Annotated in this window: 18 protein-coding genes; 4 read left to right on the forward strand and 14 right to left on the reverse strand. The window is 58.2% G+C overall.

Annotation, left to right across the window (positions count from 1 at the left end; genetic code table 11):
- Positions 1-73 precede the first annotated feature (73 nt).
- Complete coding sequence (locus AC1MDC_RS17395; protein ID WP_085697280.1) at positions 74-1,702, reverse strand: glucan biosynthesis protein D; 1,629 nt, start codon at positions 1,700-1,702, stop codon at positions 74-76.
- A gap of 402 nt (positions 1,703-2,104) precedes the next feature.
- Between AC1MDC_RS17395 and AC1MDC_RS17400 the strand changes: the two genes are divergently transcribed.
- Positions 2,105-2,290 (forward strand): hypothetical protein, encoded by a 186-nt coding sequence (locus AC1MDC_RS17400; RefSeq protein ID WP_007954656.1) that lies wholly within the window; start codon positions 2,105-2,107, stop codon positions 2,288-2,290.
- A gap of 55 nt (positions 2,291-2,345) precedes the next feature.
- On the opposite strand, the gene AC1MDC_RS17405 is transcribed toward AC1MDC_RS17400, so the two are convergent.
- Positions 2,346-2,837: a BRO-N domain-containing protein gene (locus tag AC1MDC_RS17405; RefSeq protein ID WP_480393400.1), complete on the reverse strand. Its 492-nt coding sequence runs from the start codon at positions 2,835-2,837 to the stop codon at positions 2,346-2,348.
- A gap of 345 nt (positions 2,838-3,182) precedes the next feature.
- Between AC1MDC_RS17405 and AC1MDC_RS17410 the strand changes: the two genes are divergently transcribed.
- On the forward strand, positions 3,183-3,764 hold the full coding sequence (locus AC1MDC_RS17410) for a ComF family protein (protein WP_234204549.1): 582 nt from the start codon (positions 3,183-3,185) through the stop codon (positions 3,762-3,764).
- A 5-nt stretch (positions 3,765-3,769) separates the two neighbouring features.
- A complete protein-coding gene (locus AC1MDC_RS17415; protein WP_085697283.1) occupies positions 3,770-4,327 on the forward strand; it encodes a hypothetical protein in 558 nt (185 codons plus the stop codon).
- 58 nt (positions 4,328-4,385) lie between these two features.
- On the opposite strand, the gene AC1MDC_RS17420 is transcribed toward AC1MDC_RS17415, so the two are convergent.
- The 8 genes from AC1MDC_RS17420 to AC1MDC_RS17455 form a co-directional block, all read right to left on the reverse strand.
- Positions 4,386-5,870, reverse strand: a complete 1,485-nt coding sequence (locus tag AC1MDC_RS17420) for an APC family permease (protein ID WP_480393401.1) — start codon at positions 5,868-5,870, stop codon at positions 4,386-4,388.
- Positions 5,871-6,015: 145 nt separating this feature from the next.
- The gene (locus tag AC1MDC_RS17425; RefSeq protein WP_085697285.1) at positions 6,016-7,440 is read right to left on the reverse strand and encodes a gamma-aminobutyraldehyde dehydrogenase; all 1,425 of its coding nucleotides are present in this window, start codon (positions 7,438-7,440) and stop codon (positions 6,016-6,018) included.
- Between the two features lie 167 nt (positions 7,441-7,607).
- On the reverse strand, positions 7,608-8,417 hold the full coding sequence (locus tag AC1MDC_RS17430; protein ID WP_085697286.1) for an ABC transporter permease: 810 nt from the start codon (positions 8,415-8,417) through the stop codon (positions 7,608-7,610).
- The gene (locus tag AC1MDC_RS17435; RefSeq protein ID WP_007954664.1) at positions 8,407-9,342 is read right to left on the reverse strand and encodes an ABC transporter permease; all 936 of its coding nucleotides are present in this window, start codon (positions 9,340-9,342) and stop codon (positions 8,407-8,409) included. The genes AC1MDC_RS17430 and AC1MDC_RS17435 overlap by 11 nt, the downstream gene beginning before the upstream one ends.
- Position 9,343: 1 nt before the next feature.
- Positions 9,344-10,381 carry an ABC transporter ATP-binding protein gene (locus AC1MDC_RS17440; RefSeq protein WP_085702556.1) on the reverse strand — a complete coding sequence of 346 codons (1,038 nt, stop codon included), beginning with the start codon at positions 10,379-10,381 and terminating at the stop codon, positions 9,344-9,346.
- A gap of 214 nt (positions 10,382-10,595) precedes the next feature.
- Positions 10,596-11,747 (reverse strand): putative ABC transporter substrate-binding protein YdcS, encoded by a 1,152-nt coding sequence (gene ydcS / locus AC1MDC_RS17445; protein ID WP_234204555.1) that lies wholly within the window; start codon positions 11,745-11,747, stop codon positions 10,596-10,598.
- Positions 11,748-11,829: 82 nt separating this feature from the next.
- Positions 11,830-13,317 carry a gamma-aminobutyraldehyde dehydrogenase gene (locus AC1MDC_RS17450; RefSeq protein ID WP_480393402.1) on the reverse strand — a complete coding sequence of 496 codons (1,488 nt, stop codon included), beginning with the start codon at positions 13,315-13,317 and terminating at the stop codon, positions 11,830-11,832.
- A gap of 99 nt (positions 13,318-13,416) precedes the next feature.
- The gene (locus AC1MDC_RS17455) at positions 13,417-14,331 is read right to left on the reverse strand and encodes a LysR family transcriptional regulator (RefSeq protein WP_065259672.1); all 915 of its coding nucleotides are present in this window, start codon (positions 14,329-14,331) and stop codon (positions 13,417-13,419) included.
- Positions 14,332-14,507: 176 nt separating this feature from the next.
- Between AC1MDC_RS17455 and AC1MDC_RS17460 the strand changes: the two genes are divergently transcribed.
- Positions 14,508-15,230, forward strand: a complete 723-nt coding sequence (locus AC1MDC_RS17460; protein ID WP_480393403.1) for a tellurite resistance TerB family protein — start codon at positions 14,508-14,510, stop codon at positions 15,228-15,230.
- A gap of 55 nt (positions 15,231-15,285) precedes the next feature.
- Here AC1MDC_RS17460 and AC1MDC_RS17465 read toward each other — a convergent pair whose 3' ends face one another.
- The 4 genes from AC1MDC_RS17465 to AC1MDC_RS17480 all read right to left on the reverse strand — a co-directional run.
- Positions 15,286-16,476 (reverse strand): DUF6708 domain-containing protein, encoded by a 1,191-nt coding sequence (locus tag AC1MDC_RS17465; RefSeq protein ID WP_480393404.1) that lies wholly within the window; start codon positions 16,474-16,476, stop codon positions 15,286-15,288.
- A complete protein-coding gene (locus tag AC1MDC_RS17470; RefSeq protein ID WP_480393405.1) occupies positions 16,469-19,891 on the reverse strand; it encodes a toxin VasX in 3,423 nt (1,140 codons plus the stop codon). Before AC1MDC_RS17470 ends, AC1MDC_RS17465 begins: the two co-directional genes overlap by 8 nt.
- Positions 19,888-20,760 (reverse strand): DUF4123 domain-containing protein, encoded by an 873-nt coding sequence (locus AC1MDC_RS17475; protein ID WP_480393406.1) that lies wholly within the window; start codon positions 20,758-20,760, stop codon positions 19,888-19,890. Before AC1MDC_RS17475 ends, AC1MDC_RS17470 begins: the two co-directional genes overlap by 4 nt.
- On the reverse strand, positions 20,761-21,657 hold an 897-nt coding region (locus AC1MDC_RS17480; protein WP_480393407.1), incomplete at its 5' end, for a type VI secretion system Vgr family protein.

A 21,657-nucleotide genomic window follows, 5' to 3' on the forward strand; every position in this document is an offset into this window, starting at 1 on the left:
CTCGGTGATCAATCGATATCCATGTGGGAACTGGCGTGCCAGCGATGAGGCCCGATCTGACGCTAGAGAATCATCAAGGGTATTTGCGCTTGTCCGGTGCCGGCGGGAAGTACTGGTATAACCAGGTCTCGCTCAGCGTGCGGTCGTTGGTACGGATGAACAGACGCAGTTCTACCGGATCCACGCTGTCATTGGTCGGGTACCAGTCGAACAGGATGCGGTAACCCTTGATGTCATCCAGCACCAGCACGCTGAAGTCCTGCACCTTGCCGTTGGAGCACGTCACCACCGGCTCGATCCCGGTGCCCTGCGGCAGGCGATCCAGACCGCCACCGGTGAAGTCCACGGCAAAACGACGGGCCCAGACCGGCGGGTAATGCTCGCCCGGTGCCCAGCCTTCGACAAATCCACCCATGCCCGAACGGGTCGCATGAACCCGCGCCAGCGGCGTGCCGACCGGCGGCAGGGCGCTCCAGTAGAGCTTGTAGCCGTAGTTCAGCGAGTCGCCGGCCGCTACCGGTTTCTTCGGCGTCCAGAACGCAACGATGTTGTCGAGGGTCTCGCCGGTTGTAGGAATTTCCAGCAGATCGATAGAGCCTTCGCCCCACGCGGTTGTAGGTTCTACCCACAGGCTCGGGCGCTTGCTGTACCAGTCGACGGTGTCCTGATAATTGGCGAATTCGTGGTCGGTCTGCACCAGACCGAAACCTTTCGGATCGGTGTCGGCGAAAGCGTTGAATTGCAGGGTCGCCGGGTTGTTCAGCGGGCGGCAGATCCACTCGCCGTTACCGCGCCACATGGCCAGACGATCCGAGTCGTGGATTTGCGGGTGAATGGTGTCGCACATCCGGCGCTCGTGGGTGCCGCAACTGAACATGCTGGTCATCGGCGCGATGCCCAATTGCTCGATGGCAGTGCGGGCATTGATGTGGGCGTCGATCTCCATCACCACGCGCTCGGCCTGGCAGTCGATGTCGAAGCGATAGGCGCCGGTCGCACTCGGAGAGTCGAGCAGGGCGTAGACCACGAAGCGGGTCGCGTTTTGATCCGGGGTCTCGAACCAGAACTTGGTGAAGTCAGGGAATTCTTCGCGCTTCTTGGCGTAGGTGTCGACGGCCAGGCCACGGGCGGACAGGCCATATTGGCCAGTGGCATCCACTGCGCGGAAGTAGCTGGCGCCGAGGAACGACACCACGTCATGCCGATCCAGTTCCGGCGCCTTGAACAGCTTGAAGCCGGCAAAACCCAGGTCGCCCTTGAGCTGCTGGGTATCGACCGAAGTGTTTTCGTAGTTGAACAGCTGAGGACGGAAATGCACCTCGCGCGCCATGCGCGTCTTGGGATCGACGCTGTACATGCGCACCGGCTGGCGGAAACCCATGCCGACGTGGAAAAACTGCACATCGAGCTGACCCTTGTTTTCCTTCCACAGCGAATGCTCGCCGTCGTAGCGGATCGCGTTGAAGTTCTGCGGGGTCATGGTCGCCAGGGTCGGCGGCAGCACCTGTTTGGTGTCCTGATACGCGCTGCCGGCCAGTTGTTTGGCCTGGCGCTTCAGCGTTTCAAAGTCGAAGGCCTGGGCTTCACCGTCGGCGGCACCGCCAGAGGCGGCCCAGGCGCGAGCAGCGAGCAGGCCCGAGGCGGATAGGCCGGTGTAAGCCGCAATGGCCATGGACGCTTTGAGCAAATTCCTGCGGTGCATAGATACAACCTGTCGTGGACAATCCCGCGCCCTTCCTGGCACGTACTGGATCAGAAATTACGGTTCGGACAAGCCTTCGGCCAAACGCTACGGACTAGTAACAGATGCGCGCTAGCTTAATCCGTTCGCTGATTTTGCAAAATTCCCTGATAGCACGGCGCTAGCCTCTCAATGAAACAAGACGTTACGGTTACTTATCCCACAGCCTTTTCTGATTTATAGGGCATATCTGCTTTTTTCGACTAATTACTCTAAAAACAGCTTTTCAGCGCCGATTTAATTTCTATTCTATGGGCATCGCCGGTCATGACCCATCCGACCGGCAGGGCTCAAATCGCTGCTTAAGGAGCGGGGCGATGCGGTTTTCGAAAATTTCTGACGTACTGGAAAAGGACATCGTCCATGACAAAAGGACAAGGCATCACCGAAATGTTGGGCATCTTTCCCTGCCTCACCAACGTCCGGCGAAGACGCCGGCTCAGTCCTGACGAACTGAAACTGGTGGAGCGTTACCGGGAGTTGTCGGAAAGCGACCGGATTGCGATGCGGTATCTGGTGGATGCGATGAGGAGTGTTTCGCGGTTTTGAAGTAAAAAACCAAAGGGGCGGACTGTGAAGTCCGCCCCTTTTTCATTCTTGAGGTTTACCGGGGACGCTGTGCCAGCATCAACTCAGGCATGTCCCGCCATTTCACCCAGGCCTGTTGTTGCCAGTGGAGCAGCGGCACGGTGACGCCAGCCCAATGCACGGAGCTCAGGCTCGGGCAGGTTTCCGCTGTTGCTGAGCTGGTTTCCCGCAGGATGGGGATCACCTCATTGCTCAGCCATTGGCGCAGATTGCGGTTTTCCGGGATGAAATGGTGAACCAGCAGCGCGTACATGCCGGATTCGCTGACCATTGGCGTCTCGACAACTTTGCCGTACTTGCGCAGCCGGACGGTACGGCGTTGGTCGGGGTCGAGTTTGAGCGTGACGCGTGAGTTCAAGGGATGGCCCATCATGCGGCCGAGATCCTGAGCGCAGAACCAGGCTTGGTGATCGAGCAGGAGAGCGTGGAGGAAGCGGTTGTGGCGGGTGAATACGGTGGGGATGAAGTAAGGATGATCTTTAGAGGGATTTTGAGTTTGATTGGGCATTCGTCGACTCCAATATTGAGAATAGAGCCGCCACTCGAATGAGTGCGGTTGCGCCATTTTGACTTTGTTCCGGCTTCGACACCGGGCTGCTGACTTCGCTGCCGAAAAGAAGCGTATCGGTCAGGTGCTTATGGTGCCAAGCCCGGTTAATCGACGCTTGTTGTAGGAATCGAAGATCTTTCTCGAAGGTAGCGTCTGTAGGAAATGCCTGTTTTTGTATGGCCGCCAGCCAGACTGCACCTGAAGCATGATTTTTCCTTTATTTATCTGAATCTCAGGCATCCCCCGAATGCTCGGCCCTTGGTCACTGGGCCCAAAGGATTTTTGTGAATAATGGAGAATTCAATGAAGGTGTCCCTCAAACAGATCAACGGCCCATGGGATCAGGGATGGGTGCTGGACAAGCACATGGTAAGTAGTACCTTTCTCGGCAACGATGATCGCGGACACCCCTGTTTCGATAATCAGCGCACAGAGATTGGTGAGGCGACTTACCAGCTCAAATACCAGAAAGACTGGAATCAGGTGGGCCCACTGGCCCAAGCGGTAGCGACAAATGTGTTCCCTATGTTGGATCAAGTAGGATTTGTGCTGCCCATGCCTGCTTCAAATATCCGGCAGCGACAACCTGTTACTGAGGTTGCTTTGGAGTTGGGGCGAATTGTCGGGCGGCCAGTTTTCTCGGATTTGCTTCGAAAAGCGACCACGGGAAAGTCGCTCAAGGATTTGCACTCCAAAGCAGACAAGGTTGCTGCGATTGGAAACAGTTTTAGCGTCAATGACGAAATTACGACAGAGGGATGCTGGAATGTTTTGGTCGTAGATGATTTGTTTGACAGCGGAGCGTCGATGGACGCGGCTTGTGCTGTCTTGCGTGAATATCCGAAGGTGGGGAAGATCTACGTAGCGGCGCTAACCTGGAAGTGAATTCAATGACGACTGTATTTATTGCTGGCTCTATCAATATCAAGAACCTTGATCCGAAGGTTAAGGAGCGTATCAGTAATATCGTTGCGTCTGAATTCGAGGTGGTCGTTGGTGATGCAGGTGGCGCCGATACCTCCATTCAGGAGTATCTGCTGAGTCTCGAACGATCCAGAACCACTGTGTTCTGTAGCGGTCCGGCGCCGCGTAACAACCTCGGACAGTGGCCCGCCAGAACAGTGGACTCCAAACATTCCAAAGGATCGAGGGCTTTCTTCACCGAGAAAGACGTGGTGATGGCCGAAGCTGCTGACTACGGATTGATGATATGGGATGCGAAGAGCACCGGTACGCTCAGCAACGTCATAGAACTGCTGTCTAGAAAGAAGAAGTCCCTTGTCTTCGTCAACAAGGAGAAGGAATTCAAAGTGGTGGGAGACGTCAATCAGCTCGAAGAGTTGATTGCATTCATGTCTGATCACGCCAAGCAAAAAGCCAACGAAAAAATCAAATTGTTCGATCGTATTTCCTCGCTGAAATACGATCAGTGCGAACTTTTGTTTTGATGTTTTGCGTCGGCTTTCTTGAACCCCGGCACTCTATCGGTGCCGGGGCCAAACGTTTTTAGCGACTCACCTTCCAGGCATCCCCGGCCGGCGCCTTCCCATGGTCATACGGCTTGCCAATCCACATGTAAACCAGCCCCAGCCCAACCACGATCGCCGTGCTCAGCACCATCGCGTAGTTGATGTACCACGCGGCATCCGGCGTGCGGGGCCAGGCCATGTTGATGATTGCGCCGACGCCGTACACCAGCGCGCCGATGTTCACCGGCCAGCCCCAGGCGCCGAGGGTGAATTTGCCGCTGGGTTTCCAGCCTTTGCTGCGGGCGTACAGGGCGGCGAGGACGATCATCTGGAACGCGAGGTAGATGCCGATGGCGGCGAAGCTGACGATGGTGGCGACGGCGTCTTGCAGGAAGAAGCCGAGGGCGATGATCAGGCCGGGCAGGACGCCGGACACGAATAGCGCAGCAACCGGCACCTGTGTCGTAGGAGAAATCTTTTTCAGCAATCGGCTGCCGATGACCATTTCATCGCGGGCGTAGGAATACAGCAGACGACTCGCCGCCGCTTGCAGGCTGATGACGCAAGAGATGAAGGAAATCATCACCACGGCCATCACCACTTTCGAACCGACCGGGCCGAAGGCGTTGTTGAGGATGGTGGTGACCGGATCCTTGTCGGTGCCGTTGATCACCGCTTGCATGTCCGGCACGGCGAGAATCAGCGCCAGGCAAGCGAACATCGCTGCGATGCCGCCGATGTAGATGGTCATGCGCATGGCCACCGGGATTTTCTTGCTCGGGTTCGGAGTTTCTTCGGCCACGTCGCCGCAGGCCTCGAAGCCGTAATAAAGGAACATCCCCGCCAACGAAGCGGTGAGGAATGCCGGCAAGTAGGAGCCGTCGACGCTGATATCGAAGGTGTTGAACAGCACGCTGATCGGCTGGTGACGCTTGAAAATCAGCAGGTACACGCCGACGATCACCGCACCCACCAATTCGCAGAGGAAGCCGAACATGGCGATCCGCGCCAGCACTTGGGTGCCGCTGAGGTTGACCAGTGTGGCGAACAGCGTCAGCACCAGGGCGATGACGATGTTGGTGTTGTTGCTCGGCTCAAAACCCAGCATGGCGGCGAGGTACGGGCCGGCGCCGACCGCAACGGCGGCGATGGTTACGCACAGGGCGATGGAGTAGATCCAGCCGACCATCCATGCCCATTTCTTGCCCACCAGACGCCGCGCCCAAGGGTAGACACCGCCGGAAATCGGGAACTGCGACACCACTTCGCCGAAGATCAGGCACACCAGCAATTGGCCGCAACCGACCAGCAAGTAGGCCCAGAACATCGGAGGCCCGCCGGCCGCCAGGCACAGGCCGAACAGGGTATAAACCCCTACGACCGGTGACAGATACGTGAAGCCCAAGGCGAAGTTTTCCCACAGGCTCATGCTGCGGTTGAAGTTGGAGGTGTAGCCCAGTTGGCGCAGTTGTTCGGCATCGCTGTCGGCAACGGCGGCTGAGAGATCGGGTGATGCACTCATGTGTGTTTGCTCCGTGAAATCGGCAGATTTCGGATAGCCGAAACCGTGGCGGGGCTTGGTGAGCGCCGCCCGGATCGGTAGTTATTGTTTTGAATGCCTGGTGGTGCGGATAACCGGCTTCTGCCATGAAACCGGGGGGATGCCTTTAGTGCTTGAACATCACATGCCGAACCGTGGTGTAGTCCTCCAGCCCGTACATGGACATGTCCTTGCCGTAGCCGGACAGTTTCTGACCGCCGTGGGGCATTTCGCTGACGAGCATGAAGTGCGTGTTCACCCAGGTGCAGCCGTACTGCAAGCGTGCGGACAGGCGATGGGCGCGTCCTACATCCGCCGTCCATACCGAGGACGCCAGGCCGTAGTCCGAATCGTTGGCCCACTCCAGCGCCTGGGCTTCATCGGTGAATTGAGTCACCGACACCACCGGCCCGAACACTTCGCGGCGGACGATTTCGTCATCCTGCTGGGCGTCGGCCAGAACGGTCGGTTCGAAGAAGAAACCATTGCCTTCGACAGCCTTGCCGCCGGTGATCAAGCGAATGTGCGGTTGCGCCACGGCGCGCTCGACAAACCCGGCCACGCGGTCGCGATGCTGGGCGGTGATCAGCGGCCCCAGCTCGGTCGACGGATCATCCTGCAAGCCGTACTTGATGCTGCTGACCGCCGCGCCGAGCTTCTCGACGAACTTGTCGTAAATGCCTTGCTGCGCGTAGATCCTGCACGCAGCGGTGCAATCCTGGCCGGCGTTGTAAAAGCCGAAAGTACGAATGCCTTCGACGGCGGCATCGATATCGGCGTCGTCGAAGATGATCACCGGAGCCTTGCCGCCCAGTTCCATGTGCATGCGTTTGACGCTGTCGGCGGTGCTGGAAATGATGTTCGAGCCGGTCGCGATGGAGCCGGTCAGCGAGACCATGCGCACTTTCGGATGGGTCACCAACGGGCTGCCCACGCTCGGCCCACGACCGAACACCAGATTGAGTACACCGGCCGGGAAAATATCCGACGCCAGTTCGGCCAGACGCAACGCGGTCAGCGGGGTTTGTTCCGATGGCTTGAGCACCACGGTATTACCGGCGGCGAGGGCCGGGGCGATTTTCCAGGCGACCATCATCAGCGGGTAGTTCCACGGCGCGATGGAGGCGATCACGCCCACCGGGTCGCGGCGGATCATCGAGGTGTGGCCGGGCAGGTATTCGCCACCGGCCGAACCGCTCATGCAACGGCTGGCGCCGGCGAAGAAACGGAACACGTCGGCAATCGCCGGAATCTCGTCGTTCAGCGCGGCGCTGTAGGGTTTGCCGCAGTTGTCGGATTCCAGTTTCGCCAGTTCTTCGCCGTGGGCTTCGATGGCGTCGGCGAGTTTGAGCAACAACAGCGAACGGTCTTTCGGCGTGGTCTGCGACCATTCGGCGAAGGCACTGTCGGCGGCGCGCACGGCGGCATCGACCTGGGCCTCGGTGGCCTCGTTGATTTCCACCAGCACTTCGCCACGCGCCGGGTTGAGCACCGGTTGCGCCGGGCCTTCGCCGTTGACCAGTTGGCCGTTGATCAAGAGTTTGGTTTGCATGTTGTTGTCCTCTTTGCAGCCATCGTTATTTTTCAGAAGAAACCGAAAATCCTGTGGGAGCGAGCTTGCTCGCGAAAGCGGTGTGCCAGTCGACATCAATGTTGGATGTCATGGCCTCTTCGCGAGCAAGCTCGCTCCCACAGGGGAAAGTGGTGTCTGTTATGAGTTCATTTGCCGCCGCTGCCGGCCACGCTCTCGCCACCCCGGGTCAGGTAGTAGGCGCCGAGGATCGGCAGCATGGTCACCAGCATCACGAGCATCGCCACGACGTTGGTCACCGGCACGTCCCGTGGGCGGCTCAACTGATTGAGCAACCACAGCGGCAAGGTGCGTTCATGCCCGGCGGTGAAAGTGGTGACGATGATTTCGTCGAACGACAGCGCAAACGCGAGCATGCCGCCGGCGAGCAGCGCCGAGCCGAGATTCGGCAGGATGATGTAGCGGAAGGTCTGCCAGCCGTCGGCGCCGAGGTCCATCGACGCTTCGATCAGGCTGTGCGAGGTACGGCGCAAACGGGCGATGACGTTGTTGTAGACGATCACCACGCAGAACGTCGCGTGGCCGACGATGATGGTGAACATCCCCGGTTCGATCCCCAGCGTCTTGAAGGTCGCCAGCAGTGCGATCCCGGTGATGATCCCCGGCAGCGCGATGGGCAGGATCAGCATCAGCGAAATGCCCTGCTTGCCGAAGAAGTCCCGGCGGTAGAGCGCGGCGGAAGCGAGGGTGCCGAGCACCATGGCGATCAGCGTGGCAATGGCGGCAATCTGCAACGACAGCTTGATCGCCTCCAGCACATCCGGTCGGGAAAACGCCACGCTGAACCAGTGCAGCGTGAAGCCTTTCGGAGGAAAGCTGAACGCCGCGTCTTCGGTGTTGAAGGCGTAGAGGAAGATGATCAGGATCGGGAAGTGCAGAAACACCAACCCGCCCCAGGCTGCGATGCGCAGACCGAGAGATGCTTTTTCAGAGTGCATCGAAGGCCCCCAGTCGTTTGACGATGGACAGGTAAATGGCGATCAACACGATCGGCACCAGCGTGAACGCGGCAGCCATCGGCATGTTGCCGATCGCGCCTTGCTGCGCGTAGACCATGCTGCCGACGAAGTAGCCCGGCGGGCCCACCAGTTGCGGCACGATGAAGTCGCCCAGGGTCAGCGAAAAGGTGAAGATTGAACCGGCAGCAATCCCCGGCACCGACAGCGGCAGAATCACCTGCATGAAGGTCTGGCGCGGCTTGGCCCCGAGGTCGGCGGAGGCTTGCAGCAACGACGGCGGCAGGCGCTCCAGCGAGGCCTGGATCGGCAGGATCATGAACGGCAGCCAGATGTAGACGAACACCATGAACCGCCCCAGATGCGAGGTCGACAAGGTGCTGCCGCCGACCCCGGGAATCCCCAGAATGAACTGCAGCACCGGCTCCAGCCCCAGGTGCTGAACGAACCACTGCGCCACGCCGCCCTTGGCCAGCAGCAACGTCCAGGCGTAGGCCTTGACGATGTAGCTGGCCCACATCGGCATCATCACCGCGATGTAGAAAAACGCCTTGGTCTTGCCCGTGGTGTAGCGCGCCATGTAGTAGGCAATCGGGAACGCGACGATGGCGCTGGCGATCGACACCACGACGGCCATGCTCAGCGTGCGCAGGATGATGTCGAAGTTCGATGGCTGGAACAGTGCGGCGAAGTTGGCCAGGGTCAGGTCGGGCGTGACCGCCATGGTGAAGTCGTCGAAGGTGTAGAAACCTTGCCACAACAGCACCAGCAGCGAGCCCAGATAGATTGCGCCGAACCACAGCAGCGGCGGCACCAGCAGCATCGACAGATACAAATTAGGTTTGCGATAGAGCAGGTTGGAAAACCTGCGCAACGGCGCCGATTGAGGGAGGGCGAGGGCGGTCATGTCACACCTCGCTCGCAACGGTGTCGTGCAGCGCGATCATCGCTTCCCGTGCCCAGCGTGCGCTGATGCGCTGACCGGTCTGGTGCTGCGCGCTGCTGTCGATCCACTGATTGTTAGCCTGACTGATGCTCAGGGTCTGGCCGTTTTCCAGTTTCAGCTCGTAGCGCGTGGCGCTGCCCTGATACTGGATGTCGTGGAGCAGGCCACTGACTTCGATTTCATGGCTGGCCAGCGGGCCTTCGGCGAAACGCACATGTTCCGGGCGGATCGAAAACGGCTGCGGATGGCCGCTGAGCTGGCGCGCCAGATCACCGCGAATCACGTTCGAAGTGCCGACGAATTCGGCGACGAACGTGGTGGTCGGTTTCATGTACAGAGTGCGCGGCGTGTCGACCTGTTCGATGCGACCCTTGTTGAACACGGCCACGCGGTCGGACATCGACAGCGCTTCAGTCTGATCGTGGGTGACGAAGATGAAAGTGATGCCGAGCTGGCGTTGCAGCTTCTTCAGTTCGCTCTGCATCTGTTCGCGCAGCTTCAAGTCGAGAGCGCCCAACGGCTCGTCGAGCAACAGCACTCGCGGGCGATTGACCAACGCGCGGGCGAGGGCGACGCGCTGGCGCTGACCGCCGGACAACTGCACCGGTTTGCGCGCGCCGTAGCCGCCGAGGGCGACCATGTCCAAGGCTTCTTCGGCGCGTTTATGGCGCTCGGTTTTGCTGACGCCTTTGACCTTCAGGCCGTAGGCCACGTTATCCAGCACGTTCATGTGCGGGAACAGTGCGTAATCCTGAAACACCGTGTTGACGTCGCGCTGATAGGGCGGCAGACCGGCGGCTTCGGCGCCGTGAATGCGGATCGAGCCCGCGCTCGGTTGCTCGAACCCGGCGATCAGGCGCAGGCACGTGGTCTTGCCCGAGCCGGAGGGGCCGAGCATGGAAAAGAACTCGCCGTCCTGGATATCGATGGAAACCCGGTCAACGGCCTTCACTTCGCCGAACTGCCGGGAAACGTTGGTGAACTGGACTGCAAGCGTCATGGTGCGGTGCTCCAAAAAGGCGAGGGCCGTCGCAGCGGCCCTGCCTGGACTTCTGAAAAACGAACAACGGTTATCTGTTGCCAGGTGAGATCGCGGTATTGGCGGTGATCTCATGTGGGAGCGAGCTTGCTCGCGAAGACGGTGGGTCAGTCACCTGCAATGTTGGATGTGATGCCCACTTCGCGAGCAAGCTCGCTCCCACAGGAAAGATCGATTACCTACCGCCCATGATCGCAATGTAGTCCTGCGTCCACCGGCTGTACGGCACAAACTTCCCTCCCTCGGCCTGCGGGGTTTTCCAGAAAGCGATCTTGTCGAACTGGTCAAACCCGTTGGTCTTGCAGCCTTCAGCGCCGAGCAACTCACTGCCCTGACACGCCGCCGGAACCGCCGGCAACGAACCAAACCACGCCGCCACATCACCCTGGACTTTCGGTTGCAGCGACCAGTCCATCCACTTGTACGCGCAGTTCGGGTGCTTGGCCTCGGTGTGCAGCATGGTGGTGTCGGCCCAGCCGGTGGCGCCTTCTTTCGGCACGGTCGAAGCGATCGGCTGTTTGTCGTTGATCAGGCCGTTGACCTGATACGGCCAGGCGCTGGACGCCACCACGCCTTCGTTCTTGAAGTCGCTCATCTGCACCGTGGTGTCGTGCCAGTAGCGGTGGATCAGCTTCTGCTGGGCACGCAACAGTTCCAGAACTGCCTTGTACTGATCTTCGGTGAGCTGGTACGGATCCTTGATCCCCAGCTCAGGCTTGGTCGATTTCAGATAAAGTGCCGCGTCGGCGATGTAGATCGGGCCGTCGTAGGCTTGCACGCGACCCTTGTTCGGCTTGCCGTCGGGCAGGTTCTGTTCCTCGAACACCACGTTCCAGCTGGTCGGGGCGGTCTTGAACACGTTGGTGTTGTACATCAACACGTTCGGGCCCCACTGGTACGGGGTGCCGTAGGTTTGTTTATTGACGACGTACCACGGCGCGTCTTTCAGGCGCGGGTCGAGGGATTTCCAGTTCGGGATCAACGCGGTGTTGATCGGCTGCACACGCTTGCCGACGATCAACCGCAGCGATGCATCGCCTGACGCGGTCACCAGGTCGTAACCGCCCTTGGCCATCAGGCTGACCATTTCGTCGGAGGTGGCGGCGGTTTTCACATTGACCTTGCAGCCGGTTTCCTTCTCGAAACCGGTCACCCAGTCGTAGGCCTTGTCGCTTTCACCGCGTTCGATGTAGCCGGGCCAGGCGACGATATCGAGCTGGCCTTCGCCGGCGCCGACGGCTTTTAGCGGCTCGGCGGCCTGCAGGCTGGCGCTGGCCAGCAGGGCCATGGTGATTGCACTGAGCAGTGCGGTCTTGTGCACGAACATGGTGAACCCTCTTCTTTAAATTATGGTCGGGGCAGTTGTGAACGCGGTGAAGCATGCCGTCAGCGGCTTGTTATTAGCGTAGTCAGAGATGCTGGCCGTGGCGGGCCATGATGTGCCGCACCACGCTGTAGTCCTGTAGCGAATCGCTGGATAAGTCTTTGCCGTAACCGGAGCGTTTCAGGCCGCCGTGGGGCATTTCGCTGACCAGCATGAAATGGCTGTTGATCCAGGTGCAGCCGTATTGCAGGCGCGCGGCGACCTGCATCGCCTTGTCCAGGTTCTGGGTCCACACCGACGAGGCGAGGCCGTATTCCGAGTCGTTGGCCCAGTCCACCGCTTGCGTCAGTTCGTCGAAGCGGGTCACGGTCACCACCGGGCCGAACACTTCGCGCTGGACGATTTCATCGCTCTGTTTGCAACCGGCCAACAGCGTGGGTTGATAGAAGAACCCGGCACCCGAATGCACCGCTGCGCCTGTGACCCGCTCGATGTGCGGCTGACCGAGGGCGCGTTCGACGAAGCTGGCCACGCGGTCGCGCTGGCGCGTGCTGATCAGCGGGCCGATTTCGTTGTCGGCGTCACGCTTGCCGGCGAAACGCAGCCTGCTGACCGCCGCGCCAAGTTCGGCCACCAATTTGTCGTGAATCCCGGCCTGGGCGTAGATCCGGCAAGCCGCCGTGCAATCCTGCCCGGCGTTGTAATAACCATAAGTGCGCACGCCTTCGACCACGGCTTTAATGTCGGCATCGTTGCAGACGATCACCGGAGCCTTGCCGCCGAGTTCGAGGTGCGTGCGTTTGAGGGTTTTGGCGGCGGCCTGGAGGATTTTCTGGCCGGTGACGATATCGCCGGTGAGCGACACCATGCGCACTTTCGGGTGCCCGACCAGATGACTGCCAACGCCTTCTCCGCCGCCGCAGACGATGTTGATCACTCCGCGCGGCAGGATTTCGGCCAGTGCCGGAGCCAGCGCCAGGATCGACAGCGGCGTGTGCTCGGACGGCTTGAACACCAGCGTATTGCCGGCGGCGAGGGCCGGGGCGATCTTCCACGCAGCCATCATGATCGGGTAGTTCCACGGCGCAATCGACGCGACGACGCCAATCGGATCGCGACGCACCATGCTGGTGTAGCCCGGCACGTATTCGCCGCTGAGCTGGCCGGTCTGGCAGCGTACGGCGCCGGCGAAGAAGCGGAACACATCGACGGTCGCGGTCAAATCATCCTGCCGCGCCAGATGCAGCGGCTTGCCGCAGTTCAGTGCTTCGAGGCGGGCGAGGTGGTCGGCGTGTTTTTCGACGGCGTTGGCGATTTCCAGCAGGAGATTCGAGCGTTGTTGCGGGGTGGTGCGCGACCACTCGGCAAAGGCGCGGTGGGCGGCGAGGATGGCGGCTTCAACTTGCTCGGTGCTGGCTTCGGCGATCTGGGTCAGGACTTCGCCGGTGGCCGGGTTGAGGATCGGTTCGACAAAACCCTGGCCGGTGACCAGTTCGCCGTCGATCAGCAACGCGGTGTGCATGTGGGTCTGCGCGCCAGCCATTTTCCGTGATCTCTTTTCTTGTATGGCCATGTTGCTCCCTGTTCCGGGAGCCGACCGTCTTATCGATGCAGCAAGACTAGTGCGCGGCTCCGGGGTCGACAAATTCTAAATACTGAAGGTGGCATTCGATTAAATAGATGGCTTGCGTCCACCGTGAGGCTGCTCGCGGGCCACGGTCAGAAACGGATCGACCAGCGCGGGTCGCGCAGTGCCGCGACGCCAGGCCAGACCGACGTCGAGGGTCTGGCTGAGGTCGGCAATCGGCCGGGCCTCGATGATGTCGCCTTCCAGCGACCATGGGCGGTAGGTCATGTCGGGCTGGATCGAAACGCCGAGACCCGCCGCCACCAGACTTCGCACTGCCTCGGTGGACGCGGTTCTGAGGGTGATCTTCGGTTGCAGCCCGGCGCCGCGCCACAGGCGTTGGGCATTGCGATCCATCTCGTCGACGTTCAGCTGAATCAACGGCTCCCGGGCAACATCGGCGAGGTTGATGCTGTCGTGTTCCAGCAGCGGATGCTGGGCCGGCAGCCACAAACGGTGCGGCGAGTGGGTCAGCACTTCGGTCTGCAAGGCATGGCGGTCTTCGAGGTTGGAGAGGATCAGTACCCCGACATCGATCTCGCCGCTGACCAGCAGATGCTCGATGTACGGCCGTTCGTCCTCCATCACCCGTATCTCGACGTTGGGATAGGCGCGCTGGAAACGGGTCAGCAAATCCGCCAGGTAATAACCGGCCACCAGGCTGGTTACGCCGACAATCAACTGCCCCGCGACCTGATCGGTGCTTTGCTGCAGGCTGCGTTTGGCGTTGTCCACGGTGGCCAGAATCAGGTGCGCCTGGCGCAGGAACTGGTGGCCCTGATGGGTAAGGGTCATGCCCTTGGCGTGGCGGTTGAACAGGCTGACGCCGATTTCTTCCTCCAGTTGCTGGATGGCCAGGGTCAGGGTCGATTGGGAAATGAACGCGGTTTGTGCGGCGGCGGAGATCGAGCCGGTCTCGGCCACGGCGATGAAATGGCGGATCTGACGCAAGGTCATCATGGAAGGTTTACCCGGTGGGCGGTTTTTATAGATTGCCTCGAGTGTATATCTATTTTCACGAATGACCGCTGCGGGCCAGGCAACATCTGGAAGCACACTCGCGGCCAAGCGCGGGGCACTTTCGAACTAGGCTGAGGGCCTTATTGATCCGGATAACCCCTGTTTGGAGACGGAACATGAACACCCGTGGATTGCTCGATCAACTCCTCAAGTCCGGCCAGGAACTGCTGCAGAACAAGGCGGGCGGGGCGCAGAACAAACCGGTTGCCGGTGGTTTGGGCGGCTTGCTGGGCGGATCTTCCAGTAACGGCGCACTCGGCGGCTTGCTGTCAGGCGCAGGCGGCGGTGCCCTGGCGGCCGGCGCCATGGGCCTGCTGCTGGGCAGTAAAAAGGCCCGCAAGGTTGGCGGTAAAGTCGCCCTCTACGGCGGCCTCGCCGCACTGGGCGTAATCGCCTACAAAGCCTACGGCAACTGGAACGCCCAGAAAGGCACCGCTCCACAAAACGAACCGCAAACCGTCGATCGCCTGCCACCGGCGCAAGTCGAACAACACAGCCAGGCCATCCTCAAAGCCCTGGTCGCCGCCGCCAAGGCCGACGGCCACATCGACGACCGCGAACGCCAACTGATCGAAGGCGAATTCACCAGACTCGACAACGATCAGGATCTCAAACACTGGCTCCACGCCGAACTCAACAAACCCCTCGACCCCACCGACGTCGCCCGTGCAGCGAGCACACCGGAGATGGCCGCCGAGATGTACGTGGCGAGCGTGATGATGGTGGATGAGGAGAACTTTATGGAGAAGGCGTATCTGGATGAGCTGGCGAAGCAGTTGAAGCTGGAGCCGGGGTTGAAGGTTGAGTTGGAGAGGCAGGTGAGGGTGGCTGTTGCGTAACTGATAGGTTTGATGAGTCCCCGGCGAGGATCGAGCATCGTTCGCCGGGTTTCCTTCAGTGCAAACCTGCGGCCTTGCAGGCCTCGACAAAGGTCGCGCCTTTCTTGTCCATGGCGCTTTTGACCAACTGATTGGCTTTCACCAGTGCCGCACTGGGCTTGGCCCACTGCTCCGGTGGAAGTGGCTGCGACCAGGCTTGAACCTGTTCCGGCAGAAGGGGACGGCCCTTGCGATGAGCCCATTCGGCGAGGATGTAGGGCATTTTCCAGAAGGTCAGTACACGCCCGATGTACCAGCGGCGCAATGGCCATCGAGATTTCTCCCCGAATCCATATTCCCTCCGTTGTTCTGGAGTCAGGTCCTCGCCACCTTCTTCGTCCAGCGACCCCATCGCACGGGCATCTTCGCGTTCGATTTCAAAGGTGTGCAGTCCTTCATAAGGCTTGAGCCGATCCCCGGTCGGGATCAGGCCGAGTGCCTTGAGCATCGGGTTCGGCACATCGACCAGTTGACCGTCTTCCATGAAGTTGCGAATGGATGCCCACATGCCCAAGGAGTGAGCATCGCTGGGTTGTGGTAGCAGCAGAAACTGCACTTTGTCCTGCTCTTCATCTTCCAACCCCATGCCTAAGGTGTATTGGCGAGTGGCGCCGTAACTGGTGACGCCCTGGGAGTTTGCAACCCAGGCAACCACGCTTTCCCAAGGCACGATCAGCACGCGATGGGTTTTGCTGTCGACGTAACAGACTTCACGGCGCTGGCGGTTGAAGCGGACGGGATAGGTTTTTGCGGCGGTGAAAACGCTGGAAAACATTCCGTAGACATAGGCGCCGATTGGCAGTATGGAAAGGAGAGAAACGCTAATCGTAACCTTCATAAACATAAAGAGTTCTTGCCAGGGATCGCTGAAGTTTTCTGGATAAGCGATTACTCCATAGATAATGACAAGGCTTGGCATAATGAACGCCAAGAAAATGGGCAGCCAAATTCCAGCGGCTAATATTTTTCCTTGTTCAACTATTCCCCAGTTGCTACCACCTAGCTCCAGATACGTTTCGTTCATCTCCGAAAAATTACGACGGGATGATTGTGACTGGCCGGTGTAAACAGGTAGTGGCGAAAGAAATAGGGTCTCATTTAATCCGCTGACACGAATTTCTCCAGCGCGTGGGCGTTGGTTTCTGATATCTGGGGTTGATTCCTTCCCTTCATTGCTCTTTTTGCGTCTAAATAAATTCCTAAGCATCTGCCGTCGCCAAATCTTCTTTTTTGAATAACCTGAAGGGTGTCTTACCGGTTCCGGTCGGTAAGGTATCAACAGAATCTACTTTATACGTGCCTTTTGTGGGGATTCGTACGCCATGGGCATTAAGGATGTGCAGATTGCGCAGAACAAAACAGGTTTGGTGCATTACGTCGCGTTCGGCTTCCAGTTGGTAAGCAATATTGAATGCCAACGCAAAGTCAGTGGTTTGTAATGAGTCACTGATTGGCAAATGGAGTATTAATGCTTCCTTGCCTTTACTGGCGACAATAAAACGAGGAGCCCAGGCGGATGTGCACTCCTTCCAGCGCAAAGGAAATGGCCCAGGGCTATAGGCGTTGGTTCGAGGTTGATCGCGATATTGCTGGTATGCCTGTAGTTGTAATTTCCGACTATCCATTTCCTGTGTGCTTACACCAGGTAGTAGAAGCTTTAGATAAGTAAGTTTGTTATCTCTGATGAATTCGCAAGTTGGTTTCTGCACAACTTTCGCGAGCTCGTTCCATTCGTCCTGTGCATTACGCTGCTTGGTTTTTCTCCCCCACGCACAGCTCTCCATCCACTTCTGCAAGTCATCCAGATTGAAATAGTTGAAGAGCCCTTCACCCACCAGTTGCAGAGCTGTGGCGATCAGTCCAATCAGGTTGGCGCGTGTACCGATGGCCAAAAGCCTTGGGCTGGCTTCAGCCCATGCTAATGCACGAAGCTCCGTAGGATTCTTCATAATGTTCTTGACTATGGATCCTGTGTGTTTGGCTGCCCATGTATTGGTTCCGACCAACGTTGCGTCGCCACTTATTTGCAACGTCGTTGCTGCCAATCCTTTGTAGTCACCTTCAGCTAAAGCTTTACCCCATTGCAAAGAGTGTTTTCCTAGATCGAGCGACGCGGCCAGGCCTCCAGCTACGAATGCCCAAAATCCTGCTATACCGCTCCAGCGTCCCAAGCGGCTCATTGTATTTAGTTTGCCAGCAGCACTTTCCATCTGTTCGATATGTGCCTGAAAAATAGTAACCGACAATCCTTGGACGGTTGCGAAACCAGCAGCTGTCACGCCTATGACCGTCTCCGTGAAAGCCAGAGCATCCGTTGCGGAACGATTCTCTTTTTTTAGAAAGGCATTCAACCCTTCAATAAACTTCTGTCCCTGAATGACAAACAGAGCAAATGCAATACCATCACCTTTCGATTTCAAGGCACCAGATAGCGGTTTGCTGAAAGTCCCAGTGGCCCTGAAATCGCGCACAGTTCTACTCATCTCCATCCGCAACTGCGGATCCAGCCCATCAACCACCGTACCAATTTTCGCTGCACTATCACCCCCGACCGCCAAGGCATCGGTGAGTTTCTCTTCCAGTGGAATCAGCACATTTTTCAGTTGAGCGATGCGTTGGTTATGCGGTGCTTCACTACCCGGAGTTGCAGAGCCGATGGACTGGCGCATCAATTCCCGATTTCGAAGTTTGTAGCTTTCTTTCAATTGGCTACGCAAGTTCAGCGATTGGTCGCGAGCCTGATTGAAGGCTGCAATTTCAGCCCCTGTAGCCGCGCGCAGAGTCAATCCCTGTCGAGAGAACTCGCGCAATAGCTGCAGGCGCGCGGGTGCTCCAATCTTGCGGATGTACTCGTTGGGATCAACGGTTTGTGCGCGCGCGAAACTCTCGTGAGCCTTGTCCAGTTGATCGGCAATTTTCAGCTGCCGCGCCGGGTTGTAGGCCTCGTCCAGCATGCTTTGCATGCCCATGAACTGGGTGTTCAGTTTGGCGTAATTGGGCAGGCGCTCGGTCATCAAGCTGTGGAACTGGTTGGTCAGCACATTGACGTTAGCGAGGTTTTCCTTGGCCGAGATCACGTTGATCGAGAAGCTGGTCAAGTCTGCCAGTTTTTTTGCAATGTCTACCTGTGCCACGAGGGACAGAGTATCCAGTCCTGGCACCAGGGTCTGCAGATTTGCCTCCATGTAGGCGGCAAGTTTTTCGAGCGCTTTTGGGTCTGCGCACATGGCTGCCACGCAGACAAACTCGGTTTCCAGTCGGTGCTTGATTTGTGCGTCGAGATTGAAGTCGTAATACCAGGCTGCACCGTGAAAGCGGCCACTGGTGAACATATTCAGTCGATCTTCACGGATGTTTTGCAGACGATCGTGCCAATGTTTTAGAAGGTTTTGCTGTTCCTGAACAAAGGCTTCCATTTCCTGACGGTTGACCAGATCGTCGATACCTCGCTGACCTAATTCCTTGCCATGCAACGCATACCAGCTTTGCAGGCTGAGTTTGTTCAAAGTGTCCTGGTGTTTACGATAAAGCGGATCTCCCAGGGAATCCGTCATGTCCATGTAGGCGCGGGCGTAAGGATCTTTCTCCGCCATCTTTCGCCAATGAGTTTCGTCACCGTAGATGCCTGGGTCTCTGTGGTCCCGGCGAACCTTCAGGAAGTCGTAGATTTTCGATTGCTGTTCTTCGTCGGTGTCATCTTTCAGTGCCTGAACTTCAGGATCTGTTTTACCCAGCGCTTCCAGCCGTGGACCGTTCACATCATAAAGAGACTGTACGTAGGAACCCGTGAGGTATTGCGCCTGACGCTTATCGTCCTTGCTCCACCGATCAATCCAGTCAGCCACTTTCAACTGAGCGCTGGCAAGATCGCGCATGACGCCGATGTCGTCACGCAACACCAGAAACAAATAGTCATTCTTGTAGGCGCCCTGCACCTTACTGGTCAGCGATTCAATCGCAATAGGTTTGAACAGCGGTTGATCTTCCCAGTGATAAGCCTTGCCTTCTTGTGGGTCTGCTCCTTCAAGGACGGCATCGGCGCTTTTTTCAGGCTGCTCTTTCACTTCTGCCAGCCAGTTTTCCACTTGTTGTTTGCTCAACAAATGTTTGCCGCCCTTTTCAGGGCAGGCACTTGCCAACTCCACCGGTTGCATCAAACGCTTCCGTTCTTCTTTGGACTTGAGCACTTGCGAGCATTTATTGGCTGTCCATTGAAGCTCGGAATAGCTGGCATACAAAGTGTGTTTTCGGGTGAAGACAAGATGAGGTTCGCCGATCGAACTGGTGCGCGTGTCACCGGAGACTTCCTGGCTGCTCCACAATAGTTTGGTGATCTCGCCTTTCTCTATGCGGTACTCGTGTAGGTAACCGGTGGTGCCGTTGATGATGTAGAGGTAGCCGTCGCGCAACAGCCGGATGCCCAGTGGCTGGCTTTTTGTCTTGAACGGCATGGCGAGTTCGGATGCGGGATCGAGGTGCTGAACGAGCCCATAGCGCAGAGGCAGCAACTGAACTTTCTTGTTCATCAATTGGCATTCACCCATTGGGACACGGGTGTCCTTGGCAGGTTTAGCCAGGGCAGCAGTGTTGGCGCTGGTTTTTGGTGGTTGTTGAGCGGTCATGATGGGCTTCCTTGTCGATCCTCAGCACGGCTTTCGGCAAGCTCGGCAGCGCGCTCCACGCGCTTCAATGGCGCATCAGGTGTCGACTGCGTCAGCAGTCGCACGATATCAGGGTGGTCAGTCAGCGGTTCCCCTGCCAGATAACCGTAAACGTTCGCATAGAGGGTGATTTCCTGCTCCGACGCAAAACCTTGTTCGTAGGCTTCATCCGCTATTTTCTGCGCATAGGGGCGACGATCCTGTTCAGGAAAAGTCGCCATGTATTCAGGAAAGTACTTTTCCAAGTGCTCATTCAATGACGAGACAAAGTTGCGAAACTCTACCTCACCTAACGCTGTGAGTTCCTTATCGGTCAAGCGATAGGTTTGCGGTTCAGCAATGGCGGGTTCGGGACGTTTGTGTTGATGCCATAAGGTTTCGACTCCGTCTGGCAGGCAGATGTACTCGACCGGACCAAACCAGCGTGCACTACTGGCTTGCTCCGCCAACCCGAACAACTGATGCATGACTGCTGGGTCGGCGATGCGCGGCATAACCTCAACGCCGCTCGGATGCTCCACCGTAAGCAAGTGACGCCAATGTCCCCAAAGCACATGAGCATCGGTAGTACTGAACAACAGATAGCCCCACTCCAAGGCCGAGATTTCCAGAAAATAGGCTAAAAGCGGATCGCTGGGCCCTTTGAGAGCAATCAGGTAAGGCGAGATGTCGGACAGTTCTTGCCAGCGTGTCGATTGGTAGAGGCTGTATGCCTGGTTGTCCCATTGGTACAGCTGCTGTGCCAGATTGGGCACACTCACGCCGTCCAGAAGTAAATAGGCGGGCGTCTTCCACGGCAAGTCATTCGGAAGCGGCGGTAGTTTATTCATTTACTGTTCACCCTTTTGTGCCGCAACTTTTGCAGCCTCGCAAACCGCACAAATCGGCTTCTTCTGCATCAACGCCCGCCGTTGCGCGGGCACCAACAACTTCCCGGCTTTATCCGCATCCGCCTGCTTCAACGGCCCCGGCATCAACGGCGCCGCCCCCGTCCCGCTCCCCGGCCCACCGCCGGAGTTGATATTGATCGCCGGCCCGCTCATGGTCACGCCGCCGCCATCGATCTTGATGAAGCTGCCGCCACCGACCAGCGTCAGTTCGGCCCCGGCCTCCAGCACCACTTTCATCCCGCTGCTCAGGTGAATTTCCTGCCCGGCGTCGATGAACTGGCCGGTGCCGATCTTGATGTGCTGGTTCACGCCCACGGTCAGGTGATCGTTGGCGCGGGCTTCGACTTTGCGGTCTTCGTAGACGGTGTGGTGTTCTTCGGCCTTGAATTCCGTGTAGCTGTTCTTTTCCACGACGTCGTGGCGTTCGTTGCCGACGCGGATTTTCTGGTCGTGTTCGATGTTTTCGTCCCAGTCGCGCTGGGCGTGGAGGAAGATCTGTTCCTGGCCTTTCTTGTCTTCGATGCGCAGTTCGTTGAAGCCACCGCCGCCCATCGAGCTCAGGGTCTTGAAGGTGGTGCGGGTCTTGTTCGCCGGCAGCGCGTAGGGGACGGTGTTTTCCTTGTGGTACAGGCAGCCGCTGATCAGCGGTTGATCGGGGTCGCCTTCGAGGAAGGTGACCAGCACTTCCATGCCGATGCGCGGGATGGCGATGCCGCCGTATTGGGCGCCGGCCCAGGCGGAGGAGACGCGCAGCCAGCAGCTGGTCTTGTCGTCGGCCTGGCCTTCGCGGTCCCAGTGGAACTGCACTTTGACCCGGCCGTATTCGTCGCAGTGGAT

It is taken from the genome of Pseudomonas sp. 1 (genome assembly GCF_056626735.1).